Origin of the sequence: Enterobacter sp. PL1 (genome assembly GCF_945957325.1) — a bacterium.
Taxonomy (GTDB): domain Bacteria; phylum Pseudomonadota; class Gammaproteobacteria; order Enterobacterales; family Enterobacteriaceae; genus Enterobacter; species Enterobacter roggenkampii.
The window spans coordinates 99,814-120,388 of record NZ_CAMFKT010000014.1; the positions used below are offsets into that span (position 1 = coordinate 99,814).

Sequence of the window (20,575 nt, forward strand, 5' to 3'; positions counted from 1 at the left end):
AGCCTGTGCCCAGGGCTGAATTAAATGATAGATGGGGGGGATTTTGGGGGTTTCAACCCCCGGAGGCGAGTCGAATGCAGTTTGTGTGACCGGCGATTTTCAAACGAGAAAGGGTGCCATCGGCATTTTCTTTGCCTTTGACCGGACCAATCACCACGCGATTCCAGCCGTTATTGGTGGTAATACGCGAATCAAACCCTTCAAAGGCCAGCTGCGCGCGCACCGTTTCCGCCTGCTCCGCACCTTTGAACGAACCGCACTGTACCATCCAGCGACGTTCGTCTTTTTTCTCCGCCGTCTGCTTCGGCGCTTCGGTCTCTTTCGTGACCGGCGCGGCCTGCTGCGTTTTCGGCTGCTGCGCAGTGGTATGCGCTGGCGTCTGGAGCAGATCCTGATACGGCTGAGCCGCCTGCTTCTGCTGCTGCGTTTTAGGCTGCTGCTGGACAGGCTGAGACTGCACCGTACGCGTCGGCTGCTGATACGGCTGTTCCGTTACCCGCGGCTGTGCCTTCGGCTGCTGTACCGGCTGGGTTTGCGCCCACTGCTGTTGCTGCTGAATCTGCTGTTGTGCCTGGCGACGCTGCAGCGTTTGCTGACGCTGTTCCGGCGTCTGCTCATTCCACGGCACTTCGTTCAGCTGCGTAGGCTGCTGGCGCATATCGGCCTGCATTTGTGCCAGCAGCTGACGCTGTTCATCCGTCAGCTGATTCGCATTCTGTACTTCACCACCCGCAGAAGGTTCCGTTGGCGCACGTACCCCAGGCTGACGGCTTTCCAGCTCTTTGATATAGCGCCAGCGCTCTTCAGGCTTCGGAGGGAGGCCATTTCCGGCGACTTTACTGGCCTGAAGCGCCTCCGACTCTTCTTTTTTATGATGCGTGATAAAGTACAGGCCACCAATAAAGGCGACGACTACAGCCGCAGCAATAGCGACCATTGCTGGCGAGACAGCAGGCAGGTTACGTTGCTTTTTTCTTGAGCTACTCTTTTTGCGTCGCGAAGGTGCCGGCTGGCCGCGACGTACATAATCTCGTTGTGCCACTATCGTTTCGCTGTATTTATTCGTTCGTCAGTCCGCCATGTTACTTAAGCGGCGGGGCTTTGACCAGATAAGGGTATCCGAAAGACGTTTACTTTAAGTCAATGCCTGGGTCGTGCCGCGGACGATCAGTTCGCAGTCCAGCAACCGTGAGCCGCTGCTAACTGTTTGACCGTGAAGCTGATCCAGCAGAAGCAGCATCGCTTCGCGGCCGATTTGGTAGCGCGGCTGAGCGACCGTTGAGAGCGGCGGATCGCAAAATTCCGAAAGCGAAATATTATCGAATCCGATGATGGATAAATCTTTCGGTATGCGAAGGCCGCGGCGTTTGGCATACGATAATGCGCCCAGCGCCATCACGTCGCTGTGGCAAAATACGGCGGTTGGCGGCTCAGGCAGGTCCAGAAGTTTCTCCAGCGCCTGTCCACCGGCTGCGAAGGTAAAATCACCGCGCGCAATGTAGTGCGGATCGACGGTCACGCCGGTACGGCGCAGCGCCTGAACGTAACCCTGCAAACGGTAGTGACACAGCGGCATCTCTTCCGGTCCGGCGATGCAACCAATACGCTTATGCCCCAGCTCCTGGAGATAGTTTACGGCGTTGAACGCGGCGGTAAGGTTATCGATATGGACCGTCGGCAGCTCCAGCTCCGGCGCAAACTCGTTGGCCATCACCATCGGCGGTAAATTACGCTGCTCTTCGATGCTGGCATCAAACGGCAGGCGAGAGCCAAGCAGCAGCATGCCGTCGATCTGCTTGGTGATAATGAGGTCGATGAAGGTTTTTTCCTGCTGGTTCTGATGGGCGCAGTCGCCAATCAGCACCAGGTACCCCTGTTCCGCCGCGGTGACTTCAATACCGCGGATAATCTCGCTAAAGAAAGGGTCACAGATGTCCGGCACAATCACCAGGATGGTGCGCGACTCGTTGCGTTTGACGTTACGTCCCATTGCCTGCGGAAAATAGCCCACTTCAAGCGCAGCCTGCTCCACCCGGTTACGGGTCGCCTGGGAGACTTTATCCGGGTTCATTAATGCGCGGGATACTGTTGCCGTAGAGACCTGTGCTTTCTGGGCAACGTCTTTCATGGTCGCAGCCGCAACCTCTTTCCTGGACTTCAACGTCTTCTCCTCGCCTGAACACCGAACTTCTGACATCACCATTTTTACAGATAGTTAATGGAATCGGTTACAGAATTTTCATAAAAAGTGTGAGGAGCGTTAAATTTTTCGATCCAGCTTCAGCCTTCGATAGGGTCGACGTCCAGCACCCACTTCACTTTTCGCGCTTCGGGCAGGGTGTTAATCAGCACCAGCGCGCCGCTAACAATCTGCTGAAGACGAATGCGCGAGGGGTGCTGGAGCAAGATCTGCCAGCGGAAACGGCCGCCGCGTTTTGGCGCGAGGGCAGGCACCGGGCCCAAAATCCACAGCTGACTATCCACCAGCGGGCTGGCCTGCAGGAGGTTTCTCAGCTGCTGCAGGAAAAGTGGCGCCTGCTGATTGTTATGATCTTCCGCGCGGATGATGACGTGGCTGGTCCACGGCGGTAGCTGCATGGTCTGGCGTTCGGCCAGCGCCTGCTCGGCAAAGGCGTCATAGCCTTTGTGCAGCAGGGTTTGCAGCAGCGGGTGCTCCGGGTGGTGCGTTTGCAGCACCACTTCGCCCTGTTTACCGGCGCGTCCTGCACGTCCGGCAACCTGGGTGTAAAGCTGGGCGAAGCGCTCGGCGGAGCGGAAATCTGCCGAGAACAGCGCGCCGTCCACGTCCAGCAGGGCGACCAGCGTCACGTCCGGGAAGTGGTGGCCTTTGGCCAGCATCTGGGTGCCAATCAGGATGCGCGCGCCACCGCGATGCACTTCCGCCAGCTGCTGTTCGAGTGCGCCTTTGCGGCTGGTGGTGTCCCGGTCGATACGCGAAATCGGCACGTCCGGGAAAAAGGGCCCAAGCGCCTGCTCCAGCTGTTCCGTCCCCAGACCGACCGGCACAATATGCGTTGAGCCACACGACGGGCACTGGCGCGGCACCGGACGCTGGCTGTCGCAGTGGTGGCAGCGCAGATGACGCTGGGCCTGATGGAAGGTGTAGTAGTGATCGCAGCGCGGGCATTCGGCAATCCAGCCGCAGTCGTGGCACAGCAGGGCAGGTGCAAATCCGCGACGGTTGAGGAACAGAATGACCTGATTCCCCGCCTGCAAATGCTGGCGCATGCGGGTAATCAGCGCGGGCGCTAGCCCCGCCTGGACCTGCTGACCTTTCAAATCCAGCACGTGCTGAATGGCCGGACGGGCATTCCCCGCGCGACGCGTCAGGCGCAGCATGTGGTATTTACGCTGGCGCACGTTGTGCAGCGTTTCGAGCGCAGGCGTGGCGGATCCCAGAACAATGGGAATTTGCTCGCTGTGTGCGCGGTAGACGGCCAGATCGCGGGCGTGATAGCGCCAGCCTTCCTGCTGTTTATAGGAGCTGTCGTGCTCTTCGTCGATCACGATAACGCCAAGATTTTTAAACGGCGTGAACAGCGACGAGCGGGTGCCGATTACAATCGCCGCTTCGCCGTTTTTCGCTTTCAGCCAGGCGCTGAGTCGCTCGCTGTCATTCAGGCCGGAGTGCAGAACCTCAACCGGCGCGTTAAAGCGTTCGCGGAATCGGGCGATGGTTTGCGGCGTCAGGCCAATTTCCGGCACCATCACCAGCGCCTGTTTGCCCTGCGCGAGCACGTTTTCCAGCACGCTCAGGTAAACTTCGGTCTTGCCGGAACCGGTGACCCCAGCCAGCAGCCAGGCAGAGAAACGATCGGAGGCGCTATGAATTGCGCCTACCGCGGTGGCCTGCTCGGTATTCAGACGCAGGCGATCCCCTGAAACGGAGAAACTCTCCCGCCAGTCGTTAAGGGCAGGCGCCTCGCTTGCCAGGTCGCTCAGCCCTTTTTTTCTTAATGCCTGTAGCGCCGTTTCGCTGACCTCAAGCTCGTCGACCTGATGCCGCCAGATTTTCCCCTGACGCAGCGCCGCCAGCGCCTGCTGCTGTTTCTGCGAGCGCTTCAGGCTGTTGATGTCGACGGCCTGGCCTTCCTCCGTGGCAAACCAGTACCACATTGGCGCATGGCTGGCGCTCTTGCCCTGACGCAGCATAATTGGCAGGGCGTGGAACAGGACGTCGCCGATGGGGTGATGATAATAATCCGCCGCCCACAGCAGCAGTCGCCAGGTGCTGGTGGAGTAGACGGGCTCGCTGTCCAGCACCTCAACGACCGATTTCAGTTCATTAAGCGGCAGTTCGCTCTTATCGCTGACGGAGACGACGATCCCCACGCGCTGCTGTTTGCCAAACGGCACGGTCACGCGACAGCCCGCTTTGGCGCTCATGCTGTCGGGCAGCAGATAGTCAAAGGTGCGGGGAAGCGGAACGGGCAGGGCAACGTGAGCGACGGGCATCGAATCTTCCTGACTTGAAAAGTGGCGCGTTAGTATACACATTAGTAAAAGCGGCGTGCGGATCAGTTTGCATACGTTGGTCAAATTCTGTATGATTCGCCGCCTTTGGTGTACTTTACGCCAAAGAACTTACAATCAACATCGCGTGGTGTCTGGCGTTAGGGCTGGAAGAGCGACGCGGCCTTAACTGAGGTTCTCCCATGAAAAAAGATATTCACCCGAAATACGAAATGATTACTGCAAACTGTTCTTGCGGTAACTCTATCCAGATCCGCTCTACCGTGGGTCACGATCTGAACCTGGACGTGTGCGGCAAATGCCACCCGTTCTACACTGGTAAGCAGCGTGATGTTGCAACCGGTGGCCGTGTTGACCGCTTCAACAAGCGTTTCAGCATCCCGGGCGCTAAATAAGTTTCCCGAAAAAAAGGCACCGCAAGGTGCCTTTTTTGTATCCGCTTCTCAGTATTCCCACGTCTCCGGATCAATACCCAGTTCACGCATGATCACCTTCGCCTCTTCCGGGATTTCATCACTACGCTCTTTGCGCAGATCGTCATCGTTCGGCAACGGTTGACCGGTAAACGCATGCAGAAACGCTTCGCACAGCAGTTCGCTGTTGGTTGCGTGGCGCAGGTTGTTCACCTGACGACGCGTACGTTCATCGGTGAGGATCTTCAACACCTTCAGAGGAATGGAAACCGTAATTTTCTTTACTTGCTCACTCTTCTTACCGTGCTCAGCGTATGGGCTGATATATTCGCCGCTCCATTCAGCCATGAGATACCTTTAATCCTCTCAGTCATTTATCTAAAGGTGCAAAACCGGTAACCACCCGTTTTGAACCGCAATCTTGCCTAGTTTACCGTAGAGACGATACCGTGGCACGGATATTGCCGCTGCAGCGTGCACTAAAGCATATAATTTTAACGGCTATTTGCGCATTGCTCAATCTATACGCAAAGAAGTTTAGATGTCCAGATGTATTGACGTCCATACTTTCAATGTTTACTCTGGTGCCTGACTTTTCACCTCATTCGCCAGGAAGCCCTCACCATGACGCGTAAACAGGCCACTATCGCAGTGCGTAGCGGATTAAATGATGACGAGCAGTACGGCTGCGTTGTCCCGCCCATTCATCTTTCCAGTACCTACAACTTCACCGGATTTAATGAACCCCGTGCGCATGACTACTCGCGTCGTGGCAACCCTACGCGTGACGTGACCCAGCGTGCGCTGGCCGAACTGGAAGGTGGCGCAGGGGCAGTATTAACCAATACCGGTATGTCTGCCATTCACCTGGTGACCACGGTGTTCCTGAAGCCGGGCGATCTGCTGGTTGCGCCGCACGATTGCTACGGCGGCAGCTATCGCCTGTTTGATAGCCTGGCAAAACGCGGCTGCTATCGCGTGCTGTTTGTCGATCAAAACGATGAACAGGCGCTGAAACAGGCGCTGGCAGAGAAACCGAAGCTGGTTCTGGTGGAAAGTCCAAGCAATCCATTGTTGCGCGTTGTCGATATTGCGAAAATTTGTCAGCTCGCAAGGGATGCGGGAGCGATAAGTGTAGTGGATAATACGTTCCTCAGTCCGGCCCTTCAGAACCCACTCGCACTGGGTGCCGATCTGGTGTTGCATTCATGCACTAAATATCTGAACGGCCATTCTGACGTGGTAGCAGGCGTGGTGATTGCCAAAGATCCTGACGTTGTCACCGAACTGGCATGGTGGGCCAATAATATTGGCGTCACCGCAGGCGCCTTCGACAGCTACCTGCTGTTGCGCGGCATCCGTACGCTGTCGCCGCGCATGGACGTGGCGCAGCGCAATGCTCAGGCGATTGTCGACTTCCTGAAAACCCAGCCGCTGGTGAAGAAGCTGTATCACCCGTCGCTGCCGGAAAGCCAGGGGCACGAGATTGCCGCGCGCCAGCAGAAAGGGTTTGGCGCGATGTTAAGTTTTGAACTGGACGGTGACGAGCAAACGCTGCGTCGCTTCCTGAGCGGGCTGTCATTGTTTACGCTGGCGGAATCCTTAGGTGGGGTTGAAAGCTTGATCTCCCACGCCGCGACCATGACGCACGCAGGTATGGCACCCGAAGCACGTGCCGCCGCCGGGATTTCTGAGACGCTGCTGCGGATCTCAACCGGTATCGAAGATTCTGAAGATTTAATTGCCGATCTGGAAAATGGCTTCCGGGTCGCAGCCAAGGGGTAATCATGAGTGTGATAGCGCAGGCAGGGGCGAAGGGTCGTCAGCTGCACAAGTTTGGTGGTAGTAGTCTTGCTGATGTGAAATGTTACCTGCGCGTCGCAGGGATCATGACGGAATATTCACAGCCGGGTGACATGATGGTTGTCTCGGCGGCGGGCAGCACCACCAACCAGTTGATTAGCTGGCTGAAACTGAGCCAGACCGATCGCCTTTCTGCGCATCAGGTGCAACAGTCCTTACGTCGTTACCAGAGCGAGCTGATTGCTGGCTTGCTGCCTGCGGACGTGGCGGACGGGCTGATCAGCGCCTTCACGCACGATCTTGAGCGTCTGGCTGCCCTGCTGGACAGCGGCATTACCGATGCGGTGTATGCCGAAGTGGTGGGCCACGGTGAAGTATGGTCCGCGCGCCTGATGGCTGCGGTTCTGCAACACCTGGGTGTGGACGCCGCCTGGCTCGACGCGCGTGATTTCCTGCGTGCCGAACGCGCCGCGCAGCCGCAGGTGGATGAAGGGTTATCCTACCCGCTGCTGCAACAGCTGCTGGTGCAGCACCCGGGCAAACGCATTGTGGTTACCGGCTTTATCAGCCGCAGCAACGCGGGTGAAACCGTGCTGCTGGGCCGTAACGGCTCCGACTACTCGGCGACGCAAATCGGTGCTCTGGCGGGCGTGTCCCGCGTCACCATCTGGAGCGACGTGGCCGGTGTTTACAGCGCGGACCCGCGCAAAGTAAAAGATGCCTGCCTGCTGCCGCTGCTGCGCCTGGATGAAGCCAGCGAGCTGGCGCGTCTGGCGGCACCGGTGCTGCACGCCCGTACGCTGCAGCCGGTTTCCGGTAGCGATATCGACCTGCAGCTGCGCTGCAGCTACACCCCGGATCAAGGCTCCACGCGCATTGAGCGCGTGCTGGCCTCCGGTACCGGGGCGCGTATTGTTACGAGCCACGACGACATCTGCCTGATTGAGTTCCAGGTTCCTGCGGGCCAGGACTTCAGGCTGGCATATAAAGAGATCGACACGATCCTGAAACGCGCCCAGGTGCGTCCGCTGGCCGTGGGTGTGCATAATGACCGCCAGCTGCTGCAGTTCTGCTATACCGCAGAAGTGGCGGACAGCGCGCTGAAAATTCTGGATGAAGCAGGCCTGCCGGGCGAACTTCGCCTGCGTCAGGGGCTGGCGCTGGTGGCGATGGTGGGCGCGGGCGTCACCCGTAACCCGCTGCACTGCCACCGCTTCTGGCAGCAGCTGAAAGGCCAGCCGGTGGAGTTCACCTGGCAGTCGGAAGAGGGCATCAGCCTGGTTGCCGTTCTGCGCAAAGGGCCAACCGAAAGCCTGATTCAGGGTCTGCATACCTCTCTGTTCCGCGCGGAAAAACGTATCGGCCTGGTGCTGTTTGGTAAAGGCAACATCGGTTCCCGCTGGCTGGAGCTGTTCGCCCGCGAGCAGGTCACGCTCTCGGCGCGTACGGGGTTCGAATTCATTCTCGCAGGCGTGGTGGACAGCCGCCGCAGCCTGCTGAACTACGAAGGGCTGGATGCCAGCCGCGCGCTTGCCTTCTTTAATGATGAAGCCGTCGAGCAGGATGAAGAGTCGCTGTTCCTGTGGATGCGCGCTCACCCGTACGACGATCTGGTAGTGCTGGACGTGACCGCCAGCGAACAGCTTGCCGATCAGTATCTTGATTTCGCCAGCCACGGTTTCCACGTCATCAGTGCGAACAAACTGGCGGGGGCAAGCAGCACCGATAAATACCGCCAGATCCACGACGCGTTTGAAAAAACCGGCCGTCACTGGCTGTATAACGCCACCGTGGGCGCGGGCCTGCCGGTAAACCACACCGTGCGCGACCTGATTGAAAGCGGTGACAGCATTCTGGCGCTGAGCGGTATCTTCTCCGGTACGCTCTCCTGGCTGTTCCTGCAGTTTGACGGCACCGTGCCGTTCACTGACCTGGTGGATCAGGCGTGGCAGCAGGGCTTAACGGAACCCGATCCGCGCGTTGACCTCTCCGGTAAAGACGTGATGCGTAAGCTGGTGATCCTGGCGCGCGAAGCCGGTTATGACATCGAGCCGGATTCCGTCCGCGTCGAGTCGCTGGTGCCTGCCGGCTGTGAAGAGGGTTCTGTGGATCATTTCTTTGAAAATGGTGAAGAGCTTAACGAGCAGATGGTGCAGCGTCTGGAAGCGGCGAACGAGATGGGTCTGGTGCTGCGCTACGTGGCACGTTTCGAGGCCAACGGAAAAGCGCGCGTCGGTGTCGAGGCGGTGCGTCCTGAACATCCGCTGGCGGCGCTGTTGCCGTGCGATAACGTCTTCGCCATCGAAAGCCGCTGGTACCGCGATAACCCGCTGGTGATCCGCGGCCCGGGCGCCGGGCGCGACGTCACCGCCGGGGCGATCCAGTCCGACATCAACCGTCTGGCTAAGCTGCTGTAAAAACTCAATTTCCCTCTCCCTGTGGGAGAGGGTTAGGGTGAGGGCATCGGACCGCGCTCACCCCCATCATGAATTTCCCTCATCTTCCCTGAGCAAACCTCACCGTTATTGTTGATTATTTCTATTGACGTCCCTCCGCTTTTCCGTCATTTTTACATCTGGACGTCTAAACGTATAGAAGTTCACAACACAACAGACAATGACACGCGATTGATAGGGGTAGGGTATGAGCTTTTTTCACGCCAACCAGCGGGAAGCACTGAACCAGAGCCTGGCCGAAGTAAACGGCCAGATTAACGTCTCTTTTGAATTTTTCCCGCCGCGCACCAGTGAAATGGAGCAAACCCTGTGGAGCTCTATCGATCGTCTCAGCAGCCTGAAACCAAAGTTTGTCTCCGTGACCTACGGTGCGAACTCTGGCGAGCGTGACCGTACGCACAGCATCATTAAAGGCATCAAAGATCGTACCGGTCTGGAAGCGGCGCCGCACCTCACCTGTATCGACGCTACCCGCGACGAGCTGCGTGCCATCGCCCAGGACTACTGGAATAACGGCATCCGTCATATTGTCGCGCTGCGCGGCGACCTCCCGCCCGGCAGCGGCAAGCCAGAGATGTATGCGGCCGACCTGGTCGGGCTGCTGAAAGAGGTGGCAGATTTCGATATCTCCGTGGCTGCTTACCCTGAGGTTCACCCGGAAGCGAAAAGCGCCCAGGCGGATCTGCTTAACCTCAAGCGTAAAGTGGAGGCCGGTGCCAACCGCGCCATTACCCAGTTCTTCTTTGATGTCGAAAGCTACCTGCGCTTCCGTGACCGCTGCGTCTCCGCGGGCATCGACGTTGAAATTATCCCGGGCATTCTGCCGGTCTCTAACTTCAAACAGGCGAAGAAATTCGCCGATATGACCAACGTGCGCATTCCGCTGTGGATGTCCAAAATGTACGAAGGTCTGGATGATGACCCGGAAACCCGCAAGCTGGTGGGGGCCAATATCGCGATGGACATGGTGAAAATCTTAAGCCGTGAAGGGGTGAAAGACTTCCACTTCTACACGCTAAACCGCGCGGAGATGAGCTATGCCATCTGCCATACTCTGGGCGTTCGCCCCGCGTAAAACATCGAAAGCCCTCTTAAATAGAGGGCTTTTTGACAGGGTAAAAAGTTAAAAGGTATCAGCTATCGAATCTGTGGATTAATTCAACTATAACTTATTGCTAGTGGTGTATATCGTAACGGTAACACTGTAAAAGGGAGCATAGCGATGAGCACGTCAGACGAGACCAATAAAGCGGCATCAGTCGGCAAATGCCCGTTCCATCAGGGCGGCGTCGATCACAGCGCGGGCGCAGGTACAGGCAGCCGCGACTGGTGGCCAAAACAACTCCGCATCGATCTTCTTAACCAACATTCCAATCGTTCGAACCCGCTGGGTGAAGACTTCGACTACCGCAAAGAATTCAGCAAGCTTGATTACTCTGCCCTTAAAGGCGATCTCAAAGCACTTTTAACCGACTCTCAACCGTGGTGGCCTGCCGACTGGGGCAGCTATGCGGGCCTGTTTATCCGTATGGCGTGGCACGGTGCGGGTACCTATCGCTCCGTGGACGGGCGCGGTGGGGCAGGACGCGGTCAACAGCGCTTTGCGCCACTGAACTCCTGGCCGGATAACGTAAGCCTGGATAAAGCGCGCCGTCTGCTGTGGCCTATCAAGAAAAAATACGGACAAAAAATCTCCTGGGCCGACCTGTTTATCCTCGCGGGTAACGTGGCGCTGGAGAACTCCGGCTTCCGTACCTTTGGTTTTGGTGCCGGGCGTGAAGACGTCTGGGAACCGGATCTTGACGTGAACTGGGGTGATGAAAAAGCCTGGCTGACCCACCGCGACCCGGAAGCGCTGGCTAAGCGTCCTCTGGCAGCCACCGAAATGGGCCTGATCTACGTTAACCCGGAAGGGCCGAACGCCAGCGGTGAACCGCTGTCAGCGGCGGCAGCGATTCGTGCGACCTTCGGCAACATGGGCATGAACGATGAAGAGACCGTCGCGCTGATTGCAGGCGGCCACACCCTCGGCAAGACTCACGGCGCGGGTGAAGCCACCCACGTGGGTACCGACCCCGAAGCCTCACCGATTGAAGCACAGGGCCTGGGCTGGGCCAGCACGCACGGCACGGGGGTTGGCGCTGATGCCATTACCTCCGGTCTGGAAGTCATCTGGTCACAAACCCCGACCCAGTGGAGCAACTACTTCTTCGAGAACCTGTTCAAATACGAATGGGTACAGACCCGCAGCCCGGCAGGGGCGATTCAGTTTGAAGCCGTGGATGCGCCGGAAATCATGCCCGATCCGTTCGACCCGTCGAAAAAACGCAAGCCTACCATGCTGGTCACCGACCTGACGCTGCGCTTCGACCCGGAATTCGAGAAGATTTCCCGCCGCTTCCTGAACGACCCGCAGGCTTTCAACGAAGCCTTCGCGCGTGCCTGGTTCAAGCTGACCCACCGCGATATGGGGCCAAAATCGCGTTACCTTGGCCCGGAAGTGCCGAAAGAAGATCTGATTTGGCAGGACCCGCTGCCGCAGGCGGTGTTCAATCCGACGAAAGAAGACATTGAAAGCCTGAAGGCGGAAATTGCTGCCTCTGGTCTCTCCGTGAGCGAACTGGTTTCCGTTGCCTGGGCGTCAGCCTCGACCTTCCGCGGTGGCGATAAGCGTGGCGGTGCCAACGGCGCGCGTCTGGCGCTGGCGCCTCAGCGTGACTGGGACGTGAACGCTGCGGCGGTTCGCGCGCTGCCAGCCCTGGAAGCTATCCAGCGCACCACCAACAAAGCCTCTCTGGCCGATATCATCGTGCTGGCGGGCGTGGTAGGTGTTGAGCAGGCCGCAAAAGCGGCAGGTGTGTATGTCACCGTTCCGTTCACCCCGGGCCGCGTAGATGCGCGTCAGGATCAGACGGATATCGAGATGTTTAACCTGCTCGAACCGATTGCCGATGGCTTCCGCAACTACCGTGCGCAGGTGGATGTGTCCACCACGGAGTCTCTGCTGATTGATAAAGCCCAACAGCTGACGCTGACTGCGCCAGAACTGACGGTGCTGATCGGCGGCCTGCGCGTACTGGGTGCCAACTTTGATGGCAGCAAGAACGGCGTGTTCACCAACCGTGAGGGCGTGCTGAGCACTGATTTCTTCGTGAACCTGCTGGATATGAACACGCAGTGGAAGGCGACCGATGAGTCCAATGAGCTGTTTGCCGGAAGCGATCGCACCAGCGGTGAAGTGAAATATACCGCCACCCGCGCCGATCTGGTCTTCGGCTCTAACGCCGTCCTGCGCGCGCTGGCCGAGGTTTACGCCAGCGATGATGCGCATGAGAAGTTTGTCCGCGACTTCGTTGCCGCCTGGGCGAAGGTCATGGATCTGGATCGGTTTGACGTGAAGTAGCCAGTGTGCCGGGTGGCGGCTACGCCTTACCCGGCCTACAAATTAAAGTGCCATGTAGGCCGGGTAAGCGCAGCGCCACCCGGCTTTTTTATTACTCCCACTCCTGCAGGAATCGCTGTCCATACTGGTCTGCCACCAGCAGCGCCGCATACACCTGATCCGGCGTGACGCCCCCCGGCATGTTGTGGATCGTTTCTCCTTCCGCACATGAGGCTTCGGCAATCAGACGCATTTTGGCTGGAATATCCTCTTTGATGTTCAGCTGTGCCAGGGTGATCGGCAGCCCTACGCTGTGGCAAAGCGCCGCGACGGTCTCAATTTCTTCTACCGGCGCGTTTTCCAGCACCAGCTGCGTCAGCGTACCAAACGCCACTTTCTCCCCATGATAGAAGTGATGCGCGTCCGGCACCGCCGTCATGCCGTTATGAATAGCGTGTGCAGCCACCAGCCCGCCACTTTCAAAGCCGACGCCGCTGAGATAGGTGTTGGCTTCGATAATGCGTTCCAGCGCAGGCGTCACCACATGCTGTTCCGCCGCCAGCATCGCTTTTTCACCCTCTTCAACCAGCGTGTTGTAGCACAGCTCGGCGAGCGCTAATGCCGCCTGTGTGCATTTACCCCCGGCCATAGTGGTCGCGCCGCTGCGCGAGCAGGCGCGTGCTTCAAACCAGGTCGCCAGCGCGTCGCCAATCCCGGCGGCCAGCAGACGTGCAGGCGCACCTGCAACCACTTTCGTATCCACAATGACCATGTTCGGGTTGTGCGGCAGCATCAGGTAGCGATCGAACTCGCCGCTGTCGGTGTAAATAACGGAAAGGGCGCTGCACGGCGCGTCGGTGGACGCGATAGTCGGCGCAATGGCGACCGGCACGTCCATAAAGTGAGCCAGCGCTTTCGCGGTATCCAGCGTTTTACCGCCACCAATACCCAGCACCGCCAGGCAGTCGGCGCTGTCGGCCAGCTTTTTCAGACGATCGATTTCATTTTGCGAACATTCGCCGCCAAACGGCGCAATTTCGGCATGCAGTTCGGCTTTTTTAAAACTCTGGCGCAGGGTGTCTTCGGCAAAACCCAGCACAAACTTATCGCCGACGACCAGCCAGCGGTTTGCCAGGGGTTTCAGATAGTCGCCGAGACGGGTCAGCACATCCGCGCCCTGGATATATTTCCCCGGCGATTGAATGATACGGTCCATAACAGTTCTCCCTTAGAGGTTGAGGTTACCAAACGCGTTTTTCCAGTCCTGCTCGAACTTCTCTATGGCTGACTCTACCGCCGGCGTACCGAGCATGTGTTGCGCTACGTCTAAGGGAAGCGTGATTGCTTCACATCCTGCCAACAGGCAGTCGAGCGCCTGACGCGGCGTTTTGAAGCTGGCGGCCAGTACTTTACTGCCCGGCGCGTGCAGCTCCAGCAGGGACTGCAGTTCCTGAACCATGCGAATGCCGTCACCGCCCTGCGCGTCGACGCGGTTGACGTACGGCGCGACATATTTCGCCCCTGCGAGTGCGGCGAGCAAGCCCTGCGCCGCGCTGTAAATGGCGGTGCCCAGCGTGGTTATCCCCTCTTTTTTCAATGCCTTAATTGCGATAAGTCCCTGAGCCGTCACCGGGATTTTCACCACAATGCCCGGAATGGCGTTACTCAGACGTTTGGCTTCTGCCACCATGCCTTCGGCATCGCGGCTCATGGTTTGAGCAAACAGCGTGCCTTCCGGCCCGATGGCTTGTTGCAGGCGCGGCAGCACGTCCCAGATGGATTCACGGCTGGCGGCAATGATGCTCGGGTTGGTGGTGACGCCCGCTATGGGAAAAATGCGCGCCAGGCGTTCAACTTCCGCCACGTTGGCGGTATCCAGGTACAGTTCCATTATTTTTCCTTAAGTCAGAAAGGTTGAATAAAGGATACGGCGCACCCAGGCGCGGCGAATACAGGTCAATTTTGCCAAATACTGGACAAATGTAATGTCCTTGGCGAAGTGAGAGAGCGATCACAATGCTACTTTTTGGCGATCAGCTGGCTGTGGTACTGGCGTCGATATTCGGAAGGGGAACGTTCGGTGTGCTTGCGAAAGAGACGGCAAAAGTAGTTGCTGTCCGTAAATCCACAGCATGTGGCGATATCTTTAATTTTGAGATCGTAGCCTTTCAGCAGCTGACGCGCATGTTCCAGGCGCGTTTTTGTTAAATATTCATTGAATCCGACGCTGCCGACTTTCTGGAATAGATGGGAAAGGTAGTTTGGTGAGATGTAGAACGCCTGTGCCACGGATTCGCGAGTTAACAAAGAGGCATAATTTTCTTCGATATAGCTCCGAACGGCTTCGAACAGTGCCCGGCTGCGGCTGTCGGTGTGAATTTCGCTTCCAAGCAGATCCCGGCAGTGGCTGAGCAGGCTTAAAACCACCAGCCTTGCTGTGTCCTGCTCTTCTGGCTGCATCTGTAATTCGGTGAGCGTTTGCAGAAGAAAAGCCCCCGTTCGCGGACCACGTCGGGCAACCTGGAGTTGTTGTAAGAGCACATTGTCATGCTGTAACTCGATTGTAAGCTGCTGCTTACCGAAATGTATGCTCAGGGCGTGAGGCGCAGGATGCGTAATTTGTCCAAAAAAAGAAAAAATCGCCTCGCAGGGTGTGTCAAGGGTAATGCCGAGGCAGGGAGAGGTTCGGGGATGCTGTTCAGCCAGCGCTGAGAAATGAATCTGACCCAGCGGTAACGTGCGGTTCACCAGGTCTGTCAAAATCTGGGTGATATCGGAATGCATAAGGAGACTACCGAAATTTGCCGGGTGGCGCTAACGCTTACCCGGCCTACTTATCGTAGGCCCGTGCAAGCGCAGCGCCGCCGGGCGTAAAGCATTAGCCGGTGTTACGCATACCCGCCGCAACGCCCGCAATCGTCACCATCAGCGCCTGTTCAACGCGTGGATCCGGCTCTTTCCCTTCTTCTTCCGCCAGACGCGAACGGTGCAGCAGCTCTGCCTGCAGGACGTTCAGCGGGTCGGTGTAGATGTTACGCAGCTGGATAGACTCGGCAATCCACGGCAGGTCCGCCATCAGGTGTGAGTCGTTAGCGATGTCCAGCACCACTTTGATGTCGCCTTCCAGCAGTTCGCGCAGCTCTTTGCCCAGCGCCCACAGCTCGGGCTTCACCAGGCGCTGATCGTAGTATTCCGCCAGCCACAGGTCGGCTTTCGAGAAGACCATCTCCAGCATTCCCAGACGGGTAGAGAAGAACGGCCAGTCGCGGCACATGGTTTCCAGTTCGCTCTGTTTACCGTCTTCCACCACTTTTTGCAGTGCGGCACCGGCACCCAGCCAGGCGGGCAGCATTAAGCGGTTCTGCGTCCAGGCAAAGATCCACGGGATTGCACGCAGGGATTCAACGCCGCCGGTCGGACGACGCTTGGCAGGACGCGAGCCCAGCGGAAGTTTACCCAGCTCCTGCTCAGGCGTGGCTGAACGGAAGTAAGGCACGAAATCTTTGTTTTCACGCACGTAGCCGCGGTACAGATCGCAGGAGATAGCCGACAGCTCGTCCATGATGTGGCACCAGGAGGCTTTCGGCTCCGGCGGTGGCAGCAGGTTGGCTTCCAGGATCGCGCTGGTATAAAGCGACAGGCTGCTGATGGTCACTTCCGGCAGGCCGTACTTGAAGCGGATCATCTCGCCCTGCTCGGTCACGCGCAGGCCGCCTTTCAGGCTTCCCGGCGGCTGTGACAGCAGTGCCGCGTGTGCTGGCGCGCCGCCACGGCCAATGGAGCCACCGCGTCCGTGGAACAGGGTCAGCTCGATACCGGCTTTCTCGCAGGTTTTGATCAGTGCGTCCTGCGCCTGATACTGCGCCCAGGATGCCGCCATTACGCCCGCATCTTTTGCGGAGTCGGAATAGCCGATCATCACCATCTGTTTGCCCTGAATAAAGCCGCGATACCAGTCGATGTTCAGCAGCTGGCTCATCACGTCGTTGGCGTTGTTCAGGTCATCGAGGGTCTCAAACAGCGGGGCGACAGGCAGGGCGTAGTCGATGCCCGCTTCTTTCAGCAGGAGGTGAACGCCCAGCACGTCGGATGGGGTTTTCGCCATGGAGATCACATAGGCGGCGACCGATCCTTTCGGTGCGTCCACGATCGCTTTACAGGTGTTGAGCACTTCGCGGGTATCGTTGCTTGGCTCCCAGTTGCGCGGCAGCAGAGGGCGCTTGGAGTTCAGCTCGCGGATCAGGAACGCCTGCTTGTCGGCTTCGGACCAGCTTTCATAGTCGCCGATGCCGAGGTAGCGGGTCAGCTCGCCCAGCGCTTCGGTATGACGGGTACTTTCCTGACGAACGTCGATACGTACCAGCGGCACGCCGAAACACTTCACGCGACGCAGGGTGTCGAGCAGTTCGCCGTTGGCAATGATGCCCATCCCGCAGGCCTGCAGCGATTTATAACAGGCGTACAGCGGCTCCCAAAGCTGTTCATTCTGGCTGAGCAGGCCTTCTGGTTTTGGCAGACGCTGGCCTTTCAGGCGCGCTTCCAGCCAGGCCTGAGTGGCCATCAGCTGACCACGCAGTTTTTTCATCAGGAAACGGTACGGCTCGCTGGCGCCTTCTTCACCGGCCAGCGCGCGCAGTTCCGGCGTCGCTTCTACCATCGACAGCTCGGAGATCAGTACCTGAATGTCTTTCAGGAACAGATCGGTCGCTTTCCAGCGGCTCAGCAGCAGGACGTGACGGGTGATTTCTGCGGTGACGTTCGGGTTGCCGTCGCGGTCGCCGCCCATCCAGGAGGTAAAGCGGACCGGCACAAAGTCGACCGGCAGACGGTAGCCCAAGTTCGCTTCCAGCTGTTCGTTCAGCTCGCGCAGGTAGTTCGGTACCCCTTCCCACAGGCTGTTTTCCACCACCGCAAAGCCCCATTTAGCTTCGTCGACCGGGCTTGGGCGATGCTTACGAATTTCATCGGTGTGCCAGGACTGAGCAATCAGCTGGCGCAGGCGGCGCATCAGCTGGTTGCGTTCATAGTCGGCAATGTCTTTGTTATCCAGCTGCTTCAGGCAGTTGTTCACTTCCACCATTTTGTGGATCAGGGTGCGACGGGTGATCTCGGTTGGGTGAGCGGTCAGTACCAGCTCCAGCGAAAGTGACTCCACCGCTTTTTTGATGGTGGCTTCGTTGAGGTCTGGCTGGTCTTTCAGTTTACGAAGGGTGCGGGCAATGACTTCCGGGTTGCTGGCCGCTTCGCCGTTTGGCGAAATGCTGTGGTATTGCTCAGCGGTATTTGCCAGGTTCAGGAACTGGCTGAATGCGCGTGCAACGGGCAGCAGCTCGTCGTTCGAGAGGTTCTGCAAGGTGGTGAGCAGCTCCTGACGACTGGCCTCGTTACCGGCACGGGAAGATTTAGACAGCTTGCGGATGGTTTCAACGCGGTCGAGGATGTTCTCCCCCAACGCATCTTTGATGGTATCTCCAAGCACTTTGCCGAGCATACTGACATTACTACGCAACGCGGAATATTGTTCGTTCATAAAAACCCAGTCACCCCATCATTTTTGTTTATGCCCAGGCGAAAATCTTCTGGACATTATTTTGTCATCTCCCTTTATAAAGCCACGTAAAACCCCCGTCGTCAATTGCTGCGAAAACGGTTCAGCAAACGAATAAATGTGGGCAATTTACGAAATTTAATTCGCATTGCGTCAGATAAGAGATGCTTATGGAAATGTGACGGAGATCGCGGGATTTTCCCCTCTCTTCCGAGAGGGGAAAGGTCATTAATGCCAGCAGAAATGATGTACAACCTGGGTAATCAGTTCGCGGGTGGGCTTGATAAAGCGGGTTTCAAGATATTCATCCGGCTGGTGCGCCTGGTTGATGGAGCCAGGGCCAAGAACCAGCGTCGGGCACAGCGTCTGAATAAACGGCGCTTCGGTGCAGTAGTTCACCACGTCAGTTTTTTCACCGAGCAGCTTTTCCACCACTTCGACCAGCTGATGGTCCGGCGGGCATTCATAACCCGGGATCGGCGGGTGCAGTTCCGAGACCGTCAGACGGCCCGGCCAGCGCTCACTCACCGGGGCCAGCGCTTCGTTCAGTAAACCATCCAGATCGCTCAGGGTCATGCCCGGCAGCGGTCGGATGTCCATGTGCAGCTCGCAGCAGGCGCAGATACGGTTCGAGGCATCACCGCCGTGCAGGCTGCCGAGATTGAGCGTTGGATACGGCACGGTGAACGCTTCATAGTGGTAACGCTCTTTCAGATCGTCGCGCAGGGTCATGATGCGGCCGATGGCGTCATGCATCAGCTCAATGGCGTTGACGCCGCGCGCCGGATCGCTGGAGTGGCCGGACTGGCCGAGCACGCGCACGGCGGTAGAGATATGGCCTTTATGTGCGCGAATCGGTTGCAGAGACGTCGGCTCGCCGATGATCGCGCAATCCGGACGAATCGACGTGTTTTCTGAGAAGTAGCGCGCGCCCGCCATGCTGGTTTCTTCATCAGCGGTCGCCAGAATGTAGAGCGGTTTTTTCAGCTTCGTCACGTCCACGTCACGCAGCGCGTCGAGGATAAAGGCGAAGAAGCCTTTCATGTCTGCGGTACCCAGACCGTAGAGCTTGTTGTCGTGCTCGGTCAGGGTGAACGGATCGCGCGTCCAGCGGCCATCGTCAAACGGCACGGTGTCGGTGTGACCGGCCAGCAGCAGGCCGCCCGCACCGGTTCCGGTACTGGCGAGCAGGTTAAATTTGTGGCGAGTGCCGGGGACGGGCTGAACCTCAACGTTAAACCCAAGATCGCTAAACCAACCCGCCAGCAGATTGATTAAAGACTCATTGCTCTGATCCAGCGCTTCTTCCGTTGCGCTGATGGACGGTGTGGCAATCAGGGCGCGGTAGATCTCGATAAATGGCGGTAAGTTCATTTTCATTGTTGACACACCTTAGGTCGTGATAGTATCAATATTCATGCAATAAATGTGAATAAAAATACATTAACGTTGAGCATAAAGGAACCCGATGTTGAATACGCTGATTGTAGGCGCTAGCGGTTATGCGGGCGCAGAGCTTGTAAGCTACGTGAATCGCCATCCACATATGACCATAACCGCTTTGACCGTGTCAGCGCAAAGCAATGATGCAGGAAAGTTAATTTCCGATTTGCATCCGCAGCTTAAGGGCCTGGTCGATCTGCCTTTGCAGCCCATGTCTGACATCAGCGAGTTTACCGACGGCGTCGACGTGGTGTTTTTAGCCACCGCACACGAGGTCAGCCACGACCTGGCGCCGCAGTTCCTGGCGGCTGGCTGCGTGGTCTTCGACCTCTCCGGCGCGTTCCGCGTTAACGATGGCGCGTTCTACGAAAAATATTACGGTTTCACCCATCAGCATCCGGAGCTGCTTGAAAAAGCGGTGTACGGCCTGGCGGAGTGGAGCGCTGACAAACTGAAAGAAGCGGATCTGATTGCTGTCCCGGGCTGCTACCCGACGGCGGCACAGCTTTCGCTGAAACCGCTGATCGACGCCGGGCTGCTGGATCTGAACCAGTGGCCGGTGATCAACGCCACCAGCGGCGTGAGCGGAGCAGGGCGCAAGGCCGCCATCTCCAACAGCTTCTGCGAAGTGAGCCTTCAGCCGTATGGCGTGTTTAATCATCGCCATCATCCTGAAATCACCACCCATCTGGGCGCGGACGTGATTTTCACGCCGCATCTGGGCAGCTTCCCGCGTGGGATCCTCGAAACCATTACCTGCCGCCTGAAGCCTGGCGTGACCAAAGAGCAGGTGAATGAGGTCTTCACGCAGGCGTATGCGGACAAACCGCTGGTGCGCCTGTACGACAAAGGCGTGCCGGCGCTGAAAAATGTGGTCGGCCTGCCGTTCTGCGACATCGGCTTTGCCGTGCAGGGTGAGCATCTCATCGTGGTGGCCGCAGAAGATAACTTACTGAAAGGCGCTGCCGCTCAGGCAATGCAGTGTGCAAATATTCGTTTCGGTTTCCCGGAAACGCAGGCTCTTATTTAAGGTGTG

15 protein-coding genes are annotated in these 20,575 nt (G+C 57.8%); 6 read left to right on the forward strand and 9 right to left on the reverse strand.

Annotation, left to right across the window (positions count from 1 at the left end):
• Positions 1-52 precede the first annotated feature (52 nt).
• The 3 genes from ftsN to priA all read right to left on the reverse strand — a co-directional run bounded on the left by ftsN (position 53) and on the right by priA (position 4,476).
• Positions 53-1,042, reverse strand: coding sequence for a cell division protein FtsN (gene ftsN / locus N6P30_RS14475; RefSeq protein ID WP_032676846.1), 990 nt, complete (start codon positions 1,040-1,042; stop codon positions 53-55).
• A gap of 93 nt (positions 1,043-1,135) precedes the next feature.
• The gene (gene cytR / locus N6P30_RS14480) at positions 1,136-2,161 is read right to left on the reverse strand and encodes a DNA-binding transcriptional regulator CytR (RefSeq protein WP_023293597.1); all 1,026 of its coding nucleotides are present in this window, start codon (positions 2,159-2,161) and stop codon (positions 1,136-1,138) included.
• Between the two features lie 119 nt (positions 2,162-2,280).
• On the reverse strand, positions 2,281-4,476 hold the full coding sequence (priA, locus tag N6P30_RS14485) for a primosomal protein N' (RefSeq protein ID WP_023293596.1): 2,196 nt from the start codon (positions 4,474-4,476) through the stop codon (positions 2,281-2,283).
• 200 nt (positions 4,477-4,676) lie between these two features.
• On the opposite strand from priA, the gene rpmE reads away from it, so the two are divergent.
• Positions 4,677-4,889, forward strand: coding sequence for a 50S ribosomal protein L31 (gene rpmE, locus N6P30_RS14490; RefSeq protein WP_003862040.1), 213 nt, complete (start codon positions 4,677-4,679; stop codon positions 4,887-4,889).
• A 48-nt stretch (positions 4,890-4,937) separates the two neighbouring features.
• Here the strand turns inward: rpmE and metJ are convergent, their stop codons facing one another.
• On the reverse strand, positions 4,938-5,255 hold the full coding sequence (gene metJ / locus N6P30_RS14495; protein WP_003862042.1) for a met regulon transcriptional regulator MetJ: 318 nt from the start codon (positions 5,253-5,255) through the stop codon (positions 4,938-4,940).
• 276 nt (positions 5,256-5,531) lie between these two features.
• On the opposite strand from metJ, the gene metB reads away from it, so the two are divergent.
• The 4 genes from metB to katG all read left to right on the forward strand — a co-directional run bounded on the left by metB (position 5,532) and on the right by katG (position 12,569).
• A complete protein-coding gene (gene metB / locus N6P30_RS14500) occupies positions 5,532-6,692 on the forward strand; it encodes a cystathionine gamma-synthase (protein WP_023293595.1) in 1,161 nt (386 codons plus the stop codon).
• Between the two features lie 2 nt (positions 6,693-6,694).
• Entirely contained in the window at positions 6,695-9,127 is a 2,433-nt protein-coding gene (locus tag N6P30_RS14505; RefSeq protein WP_023293594.1) for a bifunctional aspartate kinase/homoserine dehydrogenase II, read from the forward strand.
• Positions 9,128-9,353: 226 nt separating this feature from the next.
• Positions 9,354-10,241, forward strand: a complete 888-nt coding sequence (gene metF / locus N6P30_RS14510; protein WP_008501796.1) for a methylenetetrahydrofolate reductase — start codon at positions 9,354-9,356, stop codon at positions 10,239-10,241.
• Positions 10,242-10,388: 147 nt separating this feature from the next.
• Positions 10,389-12,569, forward strand: a complete 2,181-nt coding sequence (katG, locus tag N6P30_RS14515) for a catalase/peroxidase HPI (protein WP_023293593.1) — start codon at positions 10,389-10,391, stop codon at positions 12,567-12,569.
• A 91-nt stretch (positions 12,570-12,660) separates the two neighbouring features.
• On the opposite strand, the gene N6P30_RS14520 is transcribed toward katG, so the two are convergent.
• The 5 genes from N6P30_RS14520 to argE all read right to left on the reverse strand — a co-directional run bounded on the left by N6P30_RS14520 (position 12,661) and on the right by argE (position 19,476).
• The gene (locus tag N6P30_RS14520; RefSeq protein ID WP_023293592.1) at positions 12,661-13,764 is read right to left on the reverse strand and encodes a glycerol dehydrogenase; all 1,104 of its coding nucleotides are present in this window, start codon (positions 13,762-13,764) and stop codon (positions 12,661-12,663) included.
• Between the two features lie 12 nt (positions 13,765-13,776).
• The gene (fsa, locus tag N6P30_RS14525) at positions 13,777-14,439 is read right to left on the reverse strand and encodes a fructose-6-phosphate aldolase (protein ID WP_023293591.1); all 663 of its coding nucleotides are present in this window, start codon (positions 14,437-14,439) and stop codon (positions 13,777-13,779) included.
• Between the two features lie 128 nt (positions 14,440-14,567).
• Positions 14,568-15,332, reverse strand: coding sequence for a helix-turn-helix transcriptional regulator (locus N6P30_RS14530; protein WP_023293590.1), 765 nt, complete (start codon positions 15,330-15,332; stop codon positions 14,568-14,570).
• 94 nt (positions 15,333-15,426) lie between these two features.
• Positions 15,427-18,078 carry a phosphoenolpyruvate carboxylase gene (gene ppc, locus N6P30_RS14535; protein ID WP_008501791.1) on the reverse strand — a complete coding sequence of 884 codons (2,652 nt, stop codon included), beginning with the start codon at positions 18,076-18,078 and terminating at the stop codon, positions 15,427-15,429.
• Positions 18,079-18,324: 246 nt separating this feature from the next.
• Positions 18,325-19,476, reverse strand: coding sequence for an acetylornithine deacetylase (gene argE, locus N6P30_RS14540; RefSeq protein ID WP_008501790.1), 1,152 nt, complete (start codon positions 19,474-19,476; stop codon positions 18,325-18,327).
• Positions 19,477-19,564: 88 nt separating this feature from the next.
• On the opposite strand from argE, the gene argC reads away from it, so the two are divergent.
• Entirely contained in the window at positions 19,565-20,569 is a 1,005-nt protein-coding gene (gene argC / locus N6P30_RS14545; RefSeq protein WP_023293589.1) for an N-acetyl-gamma-glutamyl-phosphate reductase, read from the forward strand.
• Positions 20,570-20,575 lie beyond the last annotated feature (6 nt).